This is a genomic window from Dickeya dadantii NCPPB 898, assembly GCF_000406145.1.
In the GTDB taxonomy this organism is placed as follows: domain Bacteria; phylum Pseudomonadota; class Gammaproteobacteria; order Enterobacterales; family Enterobacteriaceae; genus Dickeya; species Dickeya dadantii.
The window spans coordinates 3,581,287-3,597,812 of the sequence record NZ_CM001976.1; the positions used below are offsets into that span (position 1 = coordinate 3,581,287).

General features: G+C 59.8%; 16 protein-coding genes. 10 read left to right on the forward strand and 6 right to left on the reverse strand.

Annotation, left to right across the window (positions count from 1 at the left end; all coding sequences use genetic code 11):
* Nucleotides 1–7 precede the first annotated feature (7 nt).
* The 3 genes from fhuC to hrpB all read right to left on the reverse strand — a co-directional run bounded on the left by fhuC (nt 8) and on the right by hrpB (nt 6,112).
* Nucleotides 8–805, reverse strand: coding sequence for a Fe3+-hydroxamate ABC transporter ATP-binding protein FhuC (gene fhuC / locus DDA898_RS16085; RefSeq protein ID WP_038912614.1), 798 nt, complete (start codon nt 803–805; stop codon nt 8–10).
* 229 nt (nt 806–1,034) lie between these two features.
* Entirely contained in the window at nt 1,035–3,536 is a 2,502-nt protein-coding gene (gene mrcB / locus DDA898_RS16090) for a bifunctional glycosyl transferase/transpeptidase (RefSeq protein WP_013319040.1), read from the reverse strand.
* A gap of 104 nt (nt 3,537–3,640) precedes the next feature.
* On the reverse strand, nt 3,641–6,112 hold the full coding sequence (gene hrpB / locus DDA898_RS16095; RefSeq protein ID WP_038911718.1) for an ATP-dependent helicase HrpB: 2,472 nt from the start codon (nt 6,110–6,112) through the stop codon (nt 3,641–3,643).
* A 188-nt stretch (nt 6,113–6,300) separates the two neighbouring features.
* Between hrpB and thpR the strand changes: the two genes are divergently transcribed.
* The 9 genes from thpR to panD all read left to right on the forward strand — a co-directional run bounded on the left by thpR (nt 6,301) and on the right by panD (nt 13,383).
* A complete protein-coding gene (gene thpR, locus DDA898_RS16100) occupies nt 6,301–6,834 on the forward strand; it encodes an RNA 2',3'-cyclic phosphodiesterase (RefSeq protein ID WP_038911719.1) in 534 nt (177 codons plus the stop codon).
* A 12-nt stretch (nt 6,835–6,846) separates the two neighbouring features.
* Nucleotides 6,847–7,566: a DNA/RNA nuclease SfsA gene (sfsA, locus tag DDA898_RS16105; protein ID WP_038911721.1), complete on the forward strand. Its 720-nt coding sequence runs from the start codon at nt 6,847–6,849 to the stop codon at nt 7,564–7,566.
* Nucleotides 7,567–7,736: 170 nt separating this feature from the next.
* Nucleotides 7,737–8,192 (forward strand): RNA polymerase-binding protein DksA, encoded by a 456-nt coding sequence (dksA, locus tag DDA898_RS16110; RefSeq protein ID WP_012768782.1) that lies wholly within the window; start codon nt 7,737–7,739, stop codon nt 8,190–8,192.
* A 93-nt stretch (nt 8,193–8,285) separates the two neighbouring features.
* A complete protein-coding gene (gene gluQRS, locus DDA898_RS16115; protein WP_038911722.1) occupies nt 8,286–9,194 on the forward strand; it encodes a tRNA glutamyl-Q(34) synthetase GluQRS in 909 nt (302 codons plus the stop codon).
* Nucleotides 9,195–9,262: 68 nt separating this feature from the next.
* Nucleotides 9,263–10,666, forward strand: coding sequence for a polynucleotide adenylyltransferase PcnB (gene pcnB / locus DDA898_RS16120; protein WP_013319046.1), 1,404 nt, complete (start codon nt 9,263–9,265; stop codon nt 10,664–10,666).
* Complete coding sequence (gene folK / locus DDA898_RS16125; RefSeq protein WP_038911723.1) at nt 10,663–11,151, forward strand: 2-amino-4-hydroxy-6-hydroxymethyldihydropteridine diphosphokinase; 489 nt, start codon at nt 10,663–10,665, stop codon at nt 11,149–11,151. Before pcnB ends, folK begins: the two co-directional genes overlap by 4 nt.
* A 161-nt stretch (nt 11,152–11,312) precedes the next feature.
* The gene (gene panB, locus DDA898_RS16130) at nt 11,313–12,107 is read left to right on the forward strand and encodes a 3-methyl-2-oxobutanoate hydroxymethyltransferase (RefSeq protein WP_038901846.1); all 795 of its coding nucleotides are present in this window, start codon (nt 11,313–11,315) and stop codon (nt 12,105–12,107) included.
* Nucleotides 12,108–12,122: 15 nt separating this feature from the next.
* Nucleotides 12,123–12,977, forward strand: a complete 855-nt coding sequence (panC, locus tag DDA898_RS16135) for a pantoate--beta-alanine ligase (RefSeq protein ID WP_013319049.1) — start codon at nt 12,123–12,125, stop codon at nt 12,975–12,977.
* A 25-nt stretch (nt 12,978–13,002) separates the two neighbouring features.
* Complete coding sequence (panD, locus tag DDA898_RS16140; RefSeq protein WP_038901848.1) at nt 13,003–13,383, forward strand: aspartate 1-decarboxylase; 381 nt, start codon at nt 13,003–13,005, stop codon at nt 13,381–13,383.
* A gap of 69 nt (nt 13,384–13,452) precedes the next feature.
* On the opposite strand, the gene DDA898_RS16145 is transcribed toward panD, so the two are convergent.
* Together DDA898_RS16145 and DDA898_RS16150 are read right to left on the reverse strand one after the other, a co-directional pair.
* Nucleotides 13,453–14,223 carry an ABC transporter permease gene (locus tag DDA898_RS16145; RefSeq protein WP_038911724.1) on the reverse strand — a complete coding sequence of 257 codons (771 nt, stop codon included), beginning with the start codon at nt 14,221–14,223 and terminating at the stop codon, nt 13,453–13,455.
* Nucleotides 14,220–15,143, reverse strand: coding sequence for an ABC transporter ATP-binding protein (locus DDA898_RS16150; protein ID WP_013319052.1), 924 nt, complete (start codon nt 15,141–15,143; stop codon nt 14,220–14,222). The genes DDA898_RS16145 and DDA898_RS16150 overlap by 4 nt, the downstream gene beginning before the upstream one ends.
* A 126-nt stretch (nt 15,144–15,269) precedes the next feature.
* Between DDA898_RS16150 and can the strand changes: the two genes are divergently transcribed.
* The gene (gene can, locus DDA898_RS16155; protein ID WP_038911725.1) at nt 15,270–15,911 is read left to right on the forward strand and encodes a carbonate dehydratase; all 642 of its coding nucleotides are present in this window, start codon (nt 15,270–15,272) and stop codon (nt 15,909–15,911) included.
* Nucleotides 15,912–15,955: 44 nt separating this feature from the next.
* Here the strand turns inward: can and hpt are convergent, their stop codons facing one another.
* Nucleotides 15,956–16,486, reverse strand: a complete 531-nt coding sequence (hpt, locus tag DDA898_RS16160) for a hypoxanthine phosphoribosyltransferase (RefSeq protein ID WP_038912615.1) — start codon at nt 16,484–16,486, stop codon at nt 15,956–15,958.
* Nucleotides 16,487–16,526: the final 40 nt, after the last annotated feature.

Sequence of the window (16,526 nt, forward strand, 5' to 3'; positions counted from 1 at the left end):
CACTCATTCAACACACAAAACTGACCGGCGTCCCTTCGACCGGATGAGGCAGCACCCCCATAGGGATACCGTAAATAGCCTGCAGTACCTCCGCCTGCATCAGCGCCTGCGGCGTTCCCTGCGCGACGATCCGCCCCTGACGCAGCGCCACCAACGCGTCGCAGTAACGCGCCGCCATGTTGATGTCGTGCAGCACGGCAATCACCGTGAGACCGCGCTGCTGGCTCATGCGGCGGATCAGCGACAGCACCTCCACCTGATGAGCGATATCCAGCGCCGACGTCGGTTCGTCCAGCAACAAACAGCGGCTGTCCTGCGCCACGGTCATCGCCAGCCAGGCGCGTTGCCGCTCGCCACCGGACAGGCTGTCCACCAGCCGGTGGGCAAAGGCCGACAGCCCCACCAGTTCAATGGCGTCATCCACTTTTTGCTGGTCGTCCGGTCCAAAACGCCCCAGCGCGCCGTGCCACGGGTAGCGGCCGACCGCCACCAGTTCGCGTACCGTCATGCCGTCGGCGGCGGGCAATTGCTGCGGCAGGTAGGCGACTTGGCGGGCGAACGCCTTGCCGCCCCACGCCGACAGCGGTTTTTCCGCCAGTAGCGCCGAGCCGCCGGAAGGCGCCTGATGGCGACCCAGCATTTTCAACAGGGTGGATTTGCCGGACCCGTTATGACCGAGCAAGCCGCAGACTTTTCCCGCCGGAAAAGTCAGTGTTAGCGGATGCAGCAGTACCCGATCAGCCACGGAAAAGCTGACCTCATTCAGCCGGAAGGTGATCTCCGGCGGCATCATAGCGTTTTGCATCATGAGTTCGTGCGTTGAAGGTATTCGGTTCGCCCGCCAGTTATCACGGTGGGCGAATATGAAAACGATAATGATTCTTATAAAGATTGAATGATAGGCGTAAGCCGAGGCTATCCGCAACCAATTTAGCCGCCAGCGGATGAAATACGGGCGCAGAAAAAATAGCGCGGGGGAAAAAGCACGCCCGGCGAACCGGGCGTGAGTATGACATTGAAATGTCGGTAGGCGCTTACTGCCCGAACATCTGCTTGATCCAGTCGGGAACGCTGCCGCCTTCCTGCTGATTTTGTTGTGGCTGACCGTTCGGCGCATTGGCCGGCTGTTGCACCGCTTGCTGGCTGGCTTGACACAACGCCTGCGGGTTATCGGTCCACACCGGCAATGCCCGGCCGGCGCTGCCGTTACAGATAAAGTTGCCGCTGCTGTCCACCGACATGGTGGTAATGCCTTCCGGCGGCGTCAGCATCAGCGGCAACGGCGTCTGGTTTTCCAGATAGCGGCGATAGATGGTCAGCGCACCGTTGGCGCCGGTCAGTTTCGCCGGGCCATTGTTGTCGCGGCCAACCCAGGTGATCACCACTTCCTTGCCGTCGACGCCGGCAAACCAGCTGTCGCGCAGGTCGTTGGTGGTACCGGTTTTCCCCGCCAGGTGGTAATTGCCGAATTTCACCATCAGCGAGCGCGAGGTGCCGCGCTCCACCACCTGTTGCATACCGTACAGCGTCAGATAGGCGGCCTGTGACGGCACGGCCCGTTCGGCCTGCGGGAAGCTCTGATACAGCACCTTACCGTCTTCGGCGATCACCGAACGCAGCGCAGACAGCGACGCGCGATTACCGCCGCTGGCGATAGTCTGGTATTCCTGCGCCACTTCCATCGGCGTCAGGCTGATGGCACCGAGCAGCATCGCCGGCACCGCCTGAATCTGGTTCTGCGGGATCCCCAGCTTCTGCAACGTATCGCTGACCTGATCCAGCCCCACCGCCATCCCCAGATTAACCGTCGGCACGTTGAGCGAATTCGCCAACGCGTCCACCAGCATCACCCGGCCACGGAACTCACGATCGTAGTTTTTCGGCTCCCAAACGGTACCGTTCGGCTGTTTGAGCGAAATCGGCTCATCCGCCAGAATGGTATTGAGGCGGTAGCGATCCGGCATGCTGAGCGCCGTCAGATACGTCGGCGGTTTCGCCAGCGAACCGACCGAACGGCGCGCCTGCATGGCGCGGTTGAAACCGGCGAACTGCGCGTCGGAACCGCCCACCATCGCCCGAATCTCGCCGCTAAAGCGATCGGCAATCACCATCGCCGATTCCAGATCCTTGACACCGCGCGCCGCGCGCAGCGCCGGAATACCGTCTTCCACCGCTTTTTCCGCCGCATCCTGCGATACCGGATCCAACGTGGTGAAGATTTTTACCCCGGACAGATCGTTGGCCTTGTCGCCCAGCCGCTGCTGCAACTCCTGGCGCACCATCTGCATGAAGGCCGGCTGCGGGCTGATCACCCCGCCTTTCGGCTGAACCCCCAGCGGGCGGGCGCTCAGCATGTTGTAAAGGTCTTCGTCGATGACCTGCTGGTTCTGCAGCAGTTTCAACACCAGGTTACGGCGTTCCAGCGTCACCTGCGGGTTGCGCCACGGGTTATAGAGCGACGCCCCTTTCACCATCCCCACCAGCATCGCCTGCTGGTCGAGGCTCAATTCGTTGACCGGCCGACCGAAATAGTAAAGGCTGGCGAGCGGAAAACCGCGGATCTGATCGTTGCCGCTCTGGCCGAGGTACACCTCGTTCAGATACAGCTCCAAAATGCGATCCTTGCTGTAGCGGTAATCCATGATCAACGCCATGTAGGCTTCGTTGGCTTTACGCCACAGCGAGCGCTCGTTGGTCAGGAACAGGTTTTTCACCAGCTGCTGGGTCAGCGTACTGCCGCCCTGCACCGCCCGGCCCGCCGTCAGGTTGGCCAGCATCGCGCGACCGATGGAGTAGAAACTGATGCCGTCATGCTCGTAGAAATGACGGTCTTCGGTGGCGATCAGCGTTTGCACCAGCAGGTCGGGGAAACCGGAACGCTGCACAAACAGCCGCTGCTCGCCGTTCGGCGACTGCAACATGGTGATCAGTTTCGGATCGAGCCGAAAGAAACCGAAATTGCGCTGATTGTCCATGTTCTGGATCTGCGACAACCGGTCGTTGCTGAAGATCATTTTGGCGTGGATTTGGCCTTCTTTGCCGTCCGGAAAGTCGAAAGGACGACGCAGAATTTCAATGCCGTTAGCCTGTACCGTGAATTCGCCCGGCCGGGTAATACGGCTGACTTCGCGGTATTGCATGCCTTCCAGCAGATTGGTCATCTCTTTCTTGCTGTAGGCCATGCCCGGCTCAAGGTTGACCATACGGCCATACACCGCCGCCGGCAGTTGCCACACTTTGCCGTCGATACGACTGCGAATTTCTCCGTCGAGGTAAACGCCATAAATCGACATCACCACCACAAAAATCAGGAATAGCCGGATCAGCAACCCCAGCCAGCGGCGTTTCTTCCGCGGCCGCTTGCTCATGACTTCTTCCTCGTCGTCCTCATCGTCGTCATAGTCTTCTTCGTACTCTTCTTCATAATCGTCGTCGTAGTCATCATCCCTGCGGCGACGCGTCGCTTGCTTGCGAGGGGGAGTGTGTCGTGACGCACTACGTTTGCGCCCGATAGGTTCGCGGTCATCCCGAGACATTACAGTGACATCTCCATCAGGTTACTGACGGCCGTCGGATTACCCACCGTGGCCGTCTACTCTGTGTCTCCCACGCTGCACAAGGAAGGGGGAAACATCTGAAATTAGGTATTCTGGTATTTTCTGGTGCGCCGGGTCGGCGCCGTATTCGCCGGATCATCCGGCCAGACGTGCTTGGGATAGCGACCTTTCATTTCTTTCTGCACTTCCCGGTAGGCGCCGTTCCAGAACGCCGCCAGATCGCGGGTGATCTGCAACGGTCGCATCGCCGGAGAGAGCAGTTCCAGCACCAGCGCCACTCGTCCTTCCGCCAGCAGCGGGCTGCTGTGTTCGCCGAACATCTCCTGCAGCCGCACCGCCAGCACCGGCGGCTGATCGGCATCATACCGGATCGGCAAGCGGCTGCCGCCGGGCACAGTGTAATGGCTGGGCAGCGCGCTATCCAGTCGCTGGCGTTGCGACCAGTCGAGCAAACGCCACAGCGCGTCGCTCAGGTTGATCTGATTGAGCGTACGGCGATCCCGCACACCGTTCAGCGACGGCAGCAGCCATAGCTCCAGCGACGCCAGCAGGGCATCGTCATCCACCGCCGGCCACGCGACCTCCGGCAACCACTGCCGGGCGCACAGCAACCGCTGGCGCAGTTGCAACGCCGGTTCGTCCCAGTTCAACACCGACAGCCCTTGCTCACGCAACCAGTTAAGCATCGCCTGCTGCAACACCTCGTCCGACGGCTTGGCTAATGGCCGGGACGATAACGTCAGGCTGCCGATCTGCGTTCGCAGGCTGGCGCGCAGGGTACCTTTTTCTTCGTCCCAGTGCATCAGATTCTGTTCTGTCACCAGTTCCGGCCGCTGCCGCGCCAGTTGATCGATATCCACCGGCAGCGCCAGTAAAATACGGGCGTCGGCGCTGTTCGGGCTTTGCATCAGAACCGGGGCCAGCAACCATTCCGATGCCGCCAGCGCGTCTTCCGGCGGCAGACTGGCTCCGGAGCCGTTCGCCAGTTGATAGCGCCCATCCTGACCGCGCCGCCGGGCGATACGATCCGCGAATCCCGCCGACAACAACCATGCAGCCAGGCTTTCATTTACCTTGCCCGCATTCACTTTACCTGCATCCACCTTGCCTGACGTCTTGCCGACACGGCGCGCCAACTGTTGCGCCCGGCGCTGCCAGTGATTGGCGGGACGATGCAGCGCGTCGGACAGATTCGGCGACCCGGCGCGCGGCGGTTCTTCGATGATCGCCGCCAGCAACGCCGCCGTCGCCAGCGCATCCGGATCCTGCCCGGCGGCATGCAGCATCGCCGCCAGCCGCGGATCGCTGCCCAGCTCTGCCATCTTACGCCCGTCCGCCGTCAGCCGTTGCTGCGCATCGCACGTACCCAGTTGCGTCAGCAGGCGGTCCGCCGCCAGCAACGCGGGCTGCGGCGGGGTATCCAGCCAACAGAGCTGCGCAACGTCGCCGCAGCCCCATTGCAACAGATCCAGCCGCAGCCCAGACAGATCGCTGTGCAGGATTTCCGGCTCGCTTTGCGCCACGGCGCGTTCCGCCTGCTCACGGGCGAACAGATGCCAGCACAAGCCCGGCTCCAGACGCCCGGCGCGTCCGGCGCGCTGCACCATCGATGCCTGGCTGATACGCTGCGTCGCCAGGCGAGTCAGCCCGGTTTTGACATCAAACAGCGCCACCCGTTCCAGGCCGCCGTCCACCACCACTCGGATGCCTTCGATGGTCAGACTGGTTTCGGCGATGTTGGTCGCCAGCACCACTTTGCGCCGCCCGACGGCAGCCGGGAGAATCGCTTTCTGTTGCTCCGCCAGCGTCAGCGCGCCGTACAGCGGGCAGATATCCACCGCCGTCGGCACCGCGTTTTCCAACAGCGTCTGCAAGCGTTTGATTTCCGCCACGCCCGGCAAAAATACCAGCAACGAGCCGGTTTCCTCCTGCAACAAGCGATAAATAAGCCGGGCCGCCGCCTCCTCCAGCCGCTCCTGCGAGCCAACCGTCTGGTAATGCCGGTCCACCGGCCAGGAGCGCCCTTGCGACGACACGCTGAGCGATTGCGGTAATAAAGAAGAGAGCCGGGAATTGTCCAGCGTGGCGGACATGATCAGCAACTTCAGGTCATCGCGCAGCCCTTGCTGGACATCCAGCAGCAGCGCCAGTGCCAGATCGGCCTGCAGACTGCGCTCGTGAAACTCGTCCAGTATCACCAGCGAGACGCCGTCCAGCGCCGGATCGTGTTGCAGCATCCGGGTCAAAATGCCTTCCGTCACCACTTCCAGCCGGGTCTGGCTGCTGACCCGGCTTTCCGAACGCATGCGGTAACCGACGGTCTGCCCCGGCGTTTCCCCCAGCCACTCCGCCAGCCGGAAAGCCACGCTTTTGGCCGCCAGCCGACGCGGCTCCAGCATAATAATGCGGCCGGAAAAGCCGCTCCGCTGCAACAGTTGCAACGGCAACCAGGTGGACTTTCCGGCACCGGTCGGGGCATGCAGCAACACCTGCGGCGCGGTATGCAACGCCTGGATGACGTCATCCAGTACGGCGCTGACGGGGGGTAGACTCACACAACTCTCCGTAATCATGGCTGTATCCGGCGGCACAACCCTGGCCGGACGCTATATAAAGGCAGTATCTCAGTGAATAAAAAACGGCGCGTCGGCCGGCGTCTGCACATGGCAAATGGCGGAACGCAACCTTAACTTTCTCCGGCGGGCATTGTAGCATCGGAACCCCGCAGAACGGAGAGATTGCCATGACCCCGACCCGTCGCCTGTTTTTTGCCCTGTCGTTGCCAGACGCTATCGGTCAGCAGATCGTACACTGGCGCGCCGCGCAATTCGCTCCCGAAGCCGGTCGCCCGGTAGCGGCAGCCAATCTGCACCTGACACTGGCCTTCCTCGGCGAGGTCAGCGACGCCAAAATGCAAGTTTTGCAGACGCTGGCCGGGCGTATCCGTCAGCCGGCGTTTACCCTTAACCTCAACGACGCCGGCCACTGGCCCCGCCCAGGCGTGGTGTGGCTCGGTTGCCGTCAGGCGCCGCGCGGATTGCTGCAACTGGCGGAGATGTTACGCTCGCAGGCGGCGCGCAACGGTTGCTATCAACCCCCTCAGCCGTTTTATCCGCACATCACGCTGCTGCGCGGCGCCACCCGTCCGGTGCCGGTGCCGGCCGCCACATTCGGCTGGACGGTGCAGGTCGAGCAGTTTTTTCTGTACGAATCGCGCGCCGAAGCGGGTCGAACCCATTATCACCCCGTCGCCCACTGGCCGTTGCTGACTTCCTGAGAGACATCATTCATGCAATTTTCCCCACGCCTGCAACCCGCTACGCTGCTCAAACGTTACAAACGATTTCTGGCGGATGTGGTGACCCCAGACGGAAAAAACCTGACGCTACACTGCCCTAATACCGGCGCCATGACCGGCTGCGGCACGCCGGGCGATACCGTCTGGTACTCCACCTCGGATAACCCGAAACGCAAGTACCCTCATACCTGGGAACTGACGCAGACCGCGCAAGGGCACTGGATTGGCGTGAATACCCTGCGCGCTAATCAGTTGGTGCTTGAGGCGCTGCAAGCAGGCCGACTGGCCGATTTTACAGGTTACACCACTATCCGCGCCGAAGTGCGCTATGGTTCGGAAAACAGCAGGATAGACGTGTTATTGCAGGCGGAGGACCGGGCGGACTGCTATATTGAAGTTAAATCAGTCACATTATTGCAACACGGATGTGGTTACTTTCCCGATGCGGTCACGCTCAGAGGGCAAAAGCATCTGCGGGAACTGCAACAGGTGGCGGCGCAGGGTGGTCGTGCCGTATTGTGTTTCGCCGCGCTGCACTCCGGCATCGACCGGATTTCGCCGGCGCAACACATTGACCGACATTACGCCGAATTATTACAACTATCCCGGCAGCAGGGGGTTGAAATTCTGTGCTACGGTGCCCATATCACCCCGGATGGCATGACGCTGGGGGAGTTGTTACCGTTCAATAACGTGACGACAGCGAGCTAATTCTGCCACGCGTTATGTATTATCTGATGGGATTATGCCGTTTCTCACACTTTGTCAGGCCGGTGTCGGGAATCATTGCCAACCTAACCTCCATCTGTTATTTATAGCGGCCTGTTTTTCCCCCCTGGGGGAGTCGATACTGCGTGTCGTGTTTATGTAGGAGAAGCAACATGCAAGAAGGGCAAAACCGTAAGACATCCTCTCTGAGCATTCTCGCGATTGCCGGAGTGGAGCCATACCAGGAGAAGCCGGGCGAAGAATACATGAACGACGCTCAGCTGGCTCATTTCAGGCGTATTCTTGAAGCATGGCGCAATCAACTCAGGGACGAAGTCGATCGAACCGTATCGCACATGCAGGATGAAGCCGCTAACTTCCCGGACCCGGTAGACCGTGCCGCGCAGGAAGAAGAGTTTAGCCTTGAACTGCGCAACCGCGATCGCGAACGTAAGCTGATCAAGAAGATTGCCAAAACACTGCAGAAAATCGAAGACGAGGACTTTGGCTATTGCGAGTCCTGCGGCGTGGAAATCGGTATCCGTCGTCTGGAAGCCCGTCCCACCGCCGATCTGTGCATCGACTGCAAAACGCTGGCCGAAATCCGCGAAAAGCAGATGGCCGGATGATATCCGCCCGGCGGGAAAGCCTACCGCCCTACCGCCGGGTTTTCGCTTCTTATGACCAGCCAGTATCACTCTTAACCGGCATGATGTCGCCGTATGTCTGAATTACGCCCTTACGTCGGACGCTTCGCGCCTTCTCCATCCGGCGATCTCCATTTTGGTTCCCTGATTGCCGCACTGGGCAGCTACCTGCAGGCCCGCGCCTGCCGCGGACGCTGGCTGGTGCGTATCGAGGATATCGACCCGCCGCGCGAAGTCCCCGGCGCCGCCACACGCATTCTTAGCCAACTGGAACAGTATGGCCTGCTCTGGGACGGAGACGTGGCGTACCAGTCTCGTCGCCACGACCTTTACCGCGCGGTGCTGGCCGACCTGCAGCGTCAGGGGAAATGTTACTACTGCACCTGCACCCGGCAACGCATCCAGCAGATTGGCGGCCACTATGACGGTCACTGCCGCGATCTCAGCCTGCCGCCAAATCAGGCGGCGCTGCGTCTGCGCCAGAGCCAGCCGGTTATCCACTTTCACGATCGCTTGCGCGGGCAGATTGACGCCGACCCGACGCTGGCGCGAGAAGACTTTATTATCCATCGCCGCGATGGCCTGTTTGCCTACAATCTGGCGGTGGTGGTGGACGACCACGATCAGGGCGTTACCGAAATTGTACGCGGCGCGGACCTGATCGAACCGACGGTGCGCCAGTTATCGCTGTACCACCAGCTGGATTATCCGGCGCCGGCCTACGTGCATCTGCCGCTGGCGCTCAATTCCGACGGCAACAAACTCTCCAAGCAGAACCACGCGCCGGCGCTGCCGGACGGCGACCCGCGGGCAGTGCTGGCACAGGCGCTGGCCTTTTTGCGCCAGCCATTGCCAGCGCACTGGCAAGACCTCGATCGCGACGCATTGCTCGCATGGGCCGTCGCGCACTGGTCACTGGTTACGGTTCCCGTCGAAGCCGCCCGTACATCGCCGGAAATAACATCAGCATTCTCAAAGGGCTGAGGGTGAGCTATGATTAGCCGCTATTTTTTGTTGTGCCGTTAATTTTCCAATGATTATCGAGGTGTATTATCTTTACCCGGGTAGCTAATTTTTGCCGCAAGGTACTGAATCGTGAGAATGAGCCCGCCAGAGCGGACAATCCGCCGCAGGCGATGACGGTCGTTCCCCGTGACCAGCATGCCATTTCACGCAGCGACATTAGTGAGAATGCGCTGAAAGTACTGTATCGCCTGAGCAAAGCGGGCTATGAGGCTTATCTGGTAGGCGGCGGCGTCCGCGACCTGCTGTTGGGCAAAAAACCCAAAGACTTCGATATCACCACCAACGCTACCCCGGAACAGGTCCGCAAGTTGTTCCGCAACTGCCGACTGGTGGGCCGCCGTTTTCGTCTGGCGCATGTGATGTTCGGCCCGGAAGTCATTGAGGTCGCCACATTCCGCGGCCACCACGAACAGCATCAGGAACAGGAAACGAAAAATGCCGCCCAGCAAGGCCACAACGGTATGCTGCTGCGCGACAACATTTTCGGCACTATCGAGGAAGACGCCCAGCGGCGCGACTTCTCCATCAACAGCCTCTATTACAGCATCGCCGACTTCACCGTTCGTGACTATACCAACGGCCTGAACGACCTGCGTCAGGGGTTGATTCGTCTGATTGGCGAACCGGAAACCCGCTACCGCGAAGACCCGGTGCGCATGCTGCGCGCCGTGCGGTTCGCCGCCAAACTCGGTATGCGCATCAGCCCGGAAACCGCCGAGCCGATTCCCCGCCTGGCCTCGCTGCTGCACGACATCCCGCCGGCGCGGCTGTTTGAAGAATCGCTGAAACTGCTGCAGGCGGGTTACGGCTATCCGACCTATCAGTTGCTGTGCGAATACCAGCTGTTTCAGCCGCTGTTTCCGCTGATCAGCCGCTACTTCACCGCTAACGGCGAAAGCACGATGGAACGAATGATCGTGCAGGTGCTGAAAAACACCGATCAACGCATCCAGAACGACATGCGTGTTAATCCGGCGTTTCTGTTCTCCGCCATGCTGTGGTACCCGCTGGTGGAACATGCCCAGAAGCTGACGCAGGAGAGCGGGCTGGCTTACTTCGAGGCGTTTGCCTTAGCCATGAACGACGTGCTGGACGAACAGTGTCGCTCGCTGGCGATCCCCAAACGCATTACCTCGCTGATCCGCGATATCTGGCAATTGCAGTTGCGCCTGTCTCGCCGTCAGGGCAAACGCGCCTTTAAACTGATGGAACACCCGAAATTCCGCGCCTCTTACGACCTGCTCTGCCTGCGTGCGGAAATCGAAAACCATCAGGAGCTACAGCGCCTGGCGCAGTGGTGGGGAGAGTTTCAGGTCGCCGCGCCGCCGCGCCAGCAGGTAATGCTGAACACGCTGGATGACGGCCCGACGCCGCATCGCCGTTCACGCCGCCCGCGCAAGCGCCCTGCCCGCCGGGATAACGCCCGGTGATCCAGGTTTATCTGGCGCTGGGCAGCAACCTGTCCGAGCCATTGCAACAGGTGCGTGCGGCGCTAACCGCGCTGGACGCCATTGCGCACACCAGGCTGGCGCGCTGCTCGTCGTTTTATCGCAGCCGCCCGCTCGGCCCGCAGGATCAGCCGGATTATCTCAATGCCGTCGCCGAATTGCAGACCACGTTATCGCCGGAAACGTTGCTGGACCACACCCAGCGCATCGAGCAGGAACAAGGACGGGTGCGTAAGGATCACCGCTGGGGGCCGCGCACCCTCGACCTCGATATTCTGCTGTTCGGCTCCCTGACGCTGCATACCGAACGGCTCACGGTTCCGCACTACGATATGAAAAACCGTGAGTTTATGCTCTACCCACTGGCTGAACTGGCGCCGGAACTGGTGTTTCCCGATGGAGAAGCGCTAACGACGCGGTTACAACAGGTGCCGCGCAACGGCCTGACCCTGTGGGACGAACAATAGCCTTTCCCCCCTCATCCTGCTGACCGCGATGCGCGGCTGGCGCCGGATAAAACGCCAGTCTCTTGTTTTACAAATAGAAATAGATCGCTGTTCCTGATGCCTGCCTTCCATTAGAATGATTTCCCCTTGAACTGCCCTTGAGTTGACTCAGGAAGGTTGCCATGAAAGCGACGACTATTTCTCATCTGCGCCAGTGGAAACAGGAACAGAAAAAGTTCGCCACGTTAACGGCTTATGACGCCAGCTTCGCCCAGTTATTTTATGAACAGGGCATCCGCGTAATGCTGGTGGGGGACTCTCTCGGTATGCCCGTACAGGGCCACGACTCGACCCTGCCCGTCACCATTGACGATATGGTTTATCACACCCGCTGCGTACGGCGCGGCGCGCCGCATTGCTTGCTGTTATCCGACCTGCCATTTATGGGCGCCGCCACGCCGGAACAGGCCTGCCAGCAGGCCGCGGCGCTGATGCGCGCCGGTGCTAATATGGTCAAGATCGAAGGCGGCAGTTGGCTCGTGCCGACCGTGCGTATGCTGACCGAACGCGCCGTCCCGGTGTGCGGACATTTGGGGTTGACCCCGCAGTCGGTCAATATCTTTGGTGGCTATAAAGTCCAGGGGCGCGACGAAGCCGCCGCCAGCCAGCTGCTGGAAGACGCGCTGGCGCTGGAACAAGCGGGCGCGCAGTTACTGGTGCTGGAATGTGTGCCGGTTTCGCTGGCCCAGCGGGTGACCGATGCGCTCAGTATTCCGGTCATCGGCATCGGCGCCGGCAATGTCACCGACGGCCAGATTCTGGTGATGCACGACGCCCTGGGCGTGACCGGCGGCCATACGCCGAAATTCGCCCGCAATTTCATGGCGGAAGCGGCGGATATCCGCGCCGCCGTTCGCCTGTATGTGCAGGAAGTCGAGCAGGGAACCTTTCCCGATGAGAAATACAGCTTTGTTTAACACAGGAGCAAGCGTGTGTTGATTATTGAAACGCCGGTGCTGCTGCGCCGCGAACTCCGCCGTTGGCGTCTGGAAGGAAAACGCATCGCTTTGGTGCCCACCATGGGCAACCTGCATGACGGCCACCTGACGCTGGTGGACGAAGCCCGGGCCCGGGCCGATATCGTGATAGTCAGTATTTTTGTCAATCCATTGCAGTTTGACCGGGCGGACGATCTGGCTCGCTACCCGCGCACCCTGCAGGAAGACTGCGAGAAGCTGACGCGCCGCGGCGTTGACCTGGTGTTCGCGCCCGCGCCGGACACCCTCTACCCTAACGGCCTGCAACAGCAGACGTTCGTGGAAGTACCGGGGCTGTCGCAGATGCTGGAAGGCGCAAGCCGTCCGGGGCATTTTCGCGGCGTCGCCACCGTCGTCAGCAAGCTGTTCAATCTGGTGCAGCCGGATGTGGCCTGCTTTGGCGAAAAAGACTACCAACAACTGGCGCTGATCCGTCAAATGGTGGCCGACATGGACTACGATATCAGCATCGTCGGTGTGCCCATCGTGCGCGCCAAAGACGGCCTGGCGCTCAGCTCACGCAACGGTTATCTCACCGCCGAAGAGCGCCAGCAGGCGCCGCAGCTTCGCCGCATCATGAACGACGTGGTAGAACAATTATCCAACGGCGACCGGCAAGTTGATGATATGCTCGCCAAAGCGTCAGAGGCGCTGCGCGACGCCGGATTCACGCCCGATGAGCTATTTATTCGCGACGCCGCTACGTTACAGCCGCTGACCATCGACAGTACCCGTGCCGTGGTGCTGATGGCGGCCTGGCTGGGCAAGGCGCGCCTGATTGACAACCAACAGGTGGATTTGACCACCTGATTTTTCCAACCAGAGTGACAGACCGATGATTCGAACCATGCTGCAAGGTAAGCTGCACCGGGTGAAGGTAACCCAGGCGGATTTACATTATGAAGGGTCCTGCGCCATCGATCAGGATTTTATGGACGCCGCCGGTATTCTTGAATACGAAGCGATCGACATCTACAACGTGGACAACGGCCACCGTTTCTCCACCTACGCGATCGCCGCTGAACGTGGCTCCCGCATTATCTCCGTCAACGGTGCCGCCGCGCGCTGCGCCTGCGTCGGCGACAAGCTGATTATCTGCTCCTATGTGCAGATGCCGGATGAGCAGGCGCGCGAGCATCGCCCAAAGGTCGCCTATTTTGGCGACAACAACGAGTTACAGCGCACCGCCAAAGCCATTCCGGTGCAGATCGCCTGAATCATTGCGCCGATAAAAAAAGCGGGACGGCACACGCCATCCCGCTTCACATCCGACAAAACCCTCTGATTAACTACGCAAGCCGCGCCCACGCTCAATCAGCCACCAGCTCAGCCCGTAGAACACCACGATAAACGCCAGCAGCACCGCCAGCGTCAATGCCAGCGGCACATCATGAATGCCCAGGAATCCGAAGCGGAAGCCGCTGATCATATAAACCACCGGGTTCAATTTGGACACCGCCTGCCAGAACGGCGATAGCAACGACAGCGAATAGAACACGCCGCCCAGATAGGTCAGCGGCGTCAGCACGAAGGTCGGGATCAGGCTGATGTCGTCGAAGGTTTTGGCAAATACGGCGTTGATCAGCCCCGCCAGCGAAAACAGCATCGCTGTCAGCAGCAATGTCACCACCACCATCCACCAAGCATGCACGTGCAGCGGCACAAAGAACAGCGACACCGCAGTAACCAGCACGCCGACGCAGATGCCGCGCGCCATACCGCCGCCGACGTAACCGGCGATGATGATGTGCGTCGGCACCGGCGCCACCAGCAGCTCTTCGATATTACGCTGGAATTTAGCGCTGAAAAATGACGACGCGACGTTGGCATAGGCGTTGGTAATCACCGACATCATGATCAGCCCCGGCACGATGAACTGCATGTAACTAAAACCGTTCATCTCGCCGATACGGCTGCCGACCAGATTGCCGAAAATGACAAAATACAGCGACATGGTAATCACCGGCGGCAACAATGTCTGGATCCAGATCCGGGCGAAGCGGTTGATTTCCTTGCTCCAGATGCTCTGCAGCGCCACCCAGTATAACCCCATCATGCTTTATCTCCGTTGTTATTGAGCAGAGCGACAAACAGTTCTTCCAGGCGATTGGCCTTGTTACGCATACTGAGAACCTGAATGCCTTGTGCGCTGAGCTGGCTGAAAATGCCGTTCAACCCCTGTTCACGTCTCACGTCCACTTCCAGCGTCGAGGTATCCACCAGCCGGTGCTGATAACCCTCCAGCCTGGGAAGGGCGCTCTTCGCCGCCAGATCGAAAAAGAAGGTTTCCGATTGCAGTTTGGCCAGCAGCGCCTTCATCGAGGTGTTTTCCACCAGTTGCCCGGACTGGATGATGCCGATATTACGGCACAGCATTTCCGCTTCTTCCAGATAATGGGTGGTCAGGATGATGGTAGTGCCTTGTCCGTTAAGCTCTTTGAGGAACCCCCACATTGAGCGCCGCAATTCGATGTCCACCCCGGCGGTCGGCTCGTCAAGAATCAGCAGCTTGGGTTCATGCATCAACGCACGGGCGATCATCAGGCGGCGCTTCATGCCGCCGGACAGCATGCGGGCGCGCTCGTTGCGCTTGCCCCACAGGTCGAGCTGATTGAGGTATTTCTCGGCGCGCCGCAACGCTTCCTGCCGGGGAACGCCGTAGTAACCGGCCTGATTGACCACAATTTGCATCACGGTCTCGAACGGATTGAAGTTGAATTCCTGCGGCACCAGCCCCAGTTGCCGCTTGGCGTTCACGATATCCCGGTCCAGATCGTGGCCGAACACCTGAACCCTGCCGTCGGTCTTGTTGACCAGTGAACTGATGATGCCGATGGTGGTGGACTTGCCGGCGCCATTGGGCCCCAGCAGGGCATAGAAGTCCCCGGCCTCAACGCGCAGGTCGATGCCGCGCAGCGCGCGGACGCCTCCCGGATACGTCTTGGTCACATTCGCCAATTCCAGTGCATATGTCATAGCTGAAAGCGTGCCTTATTATCAGTTAGCGGGTCGAGAACAGACCCAGTTTTCGATTTCAAAACCCTTGTGATTGCTCTATATTACCCTGCACCGCCCCTTTGTTGTTACAGGTCCTTTACTTTCATGAAAACAATAGAAACGCTGATCGCCAATAACCAGCAATGGTCTGAAACGATAGTGAAAGAAGACCCTGATTATTTCGAACGGCTGGCATTAGCTCAGCGTCCCCGCTTTCTGTGGATTGGCTGCTCGGACAGCCGGGTTCCCGCCGAAAGCCTGACCAGCCTCGAACCGGGCGAACTGTTCGTTCACCGTAACGTGGCTAATCTGGTGATCCATACCGATCTTAACTGCCTGTCCGTGGTGCAGTACGCCGTAGAAGTACTGGAAGTGGAGCACATCATCATTTGCGGCCACTACGGCTGCGGCGGCGTGCAAGCCGCGGTTGAAAACCCGGAGTTGGGGCTGATCAACAACTGGCTGCTCCACATCCGTGACCTGTGGTATAAGCACAGCTCATTACTGGGAGAATTGCCACCCGAACAGCGCTTTGACAAACTGTGTGAAATCAACGTTGTGGAGCAGGTCTACAATCTGGGCCATTCCACAATCATGCAGTCGGCCTGGAAACGCGGCCAGAAAGTGACGATTCATGGCTGGGTCTACGGGATTCAGGATGGGCGTCTGCGTGACCTGGAAGTCACCGCCACCAGCCGCGAAACGCTGGAGCAGCGTTATCGCCGGGCGATCTCGTCGCTGCTGTAATCCGTTTCATTGCGCCCATGCCGGCATGGGCGCGATTTCACACGTTATTGCGGGATAACCTTGCCGATAAACGGCAGGTGGCGATAGCGCTGGGCATAATCGATGCCATACCCCACCACAAATTCGTCAGGGATGGAGAAACCAATCCATTCTACCGGCACCGGAACTTCACGACGTGACGGCTTGTCCAGCAGCGTACAGATGGCCAGCGACTTCGGCTCGCGCAGTTGCAGAATTTCCCGCACCTTGCTCAGGGTATTGCCGGAGTCGATGATATCTTCGACAATCAGCACATCTTTGCCGCGGATATCTTCATCCAGATCCTTCAGAATCTTCACGTCGCGGGACGAATTCATGCCGCCGCCGTAACTGGAGGCGGTCATAAAATCCACCTCGTGGGAAAGATCAATGGCGCGGCACAGATCGGCCATAAACACAAAAGAGCCGCGCAGCAGTCCCACCAGCACCATATCGCTGCCGCTGTTGCGGTAATGCTCGCTGATTTGGCGTCCGAGCTCGGCCACCCGCGCCTTGACCTCCCGTTCGGAGATCATAACGTCCACCGTATGTTTCATCATACTGACAACTCACAGAAAAAAGGTATCCAGTATCGGC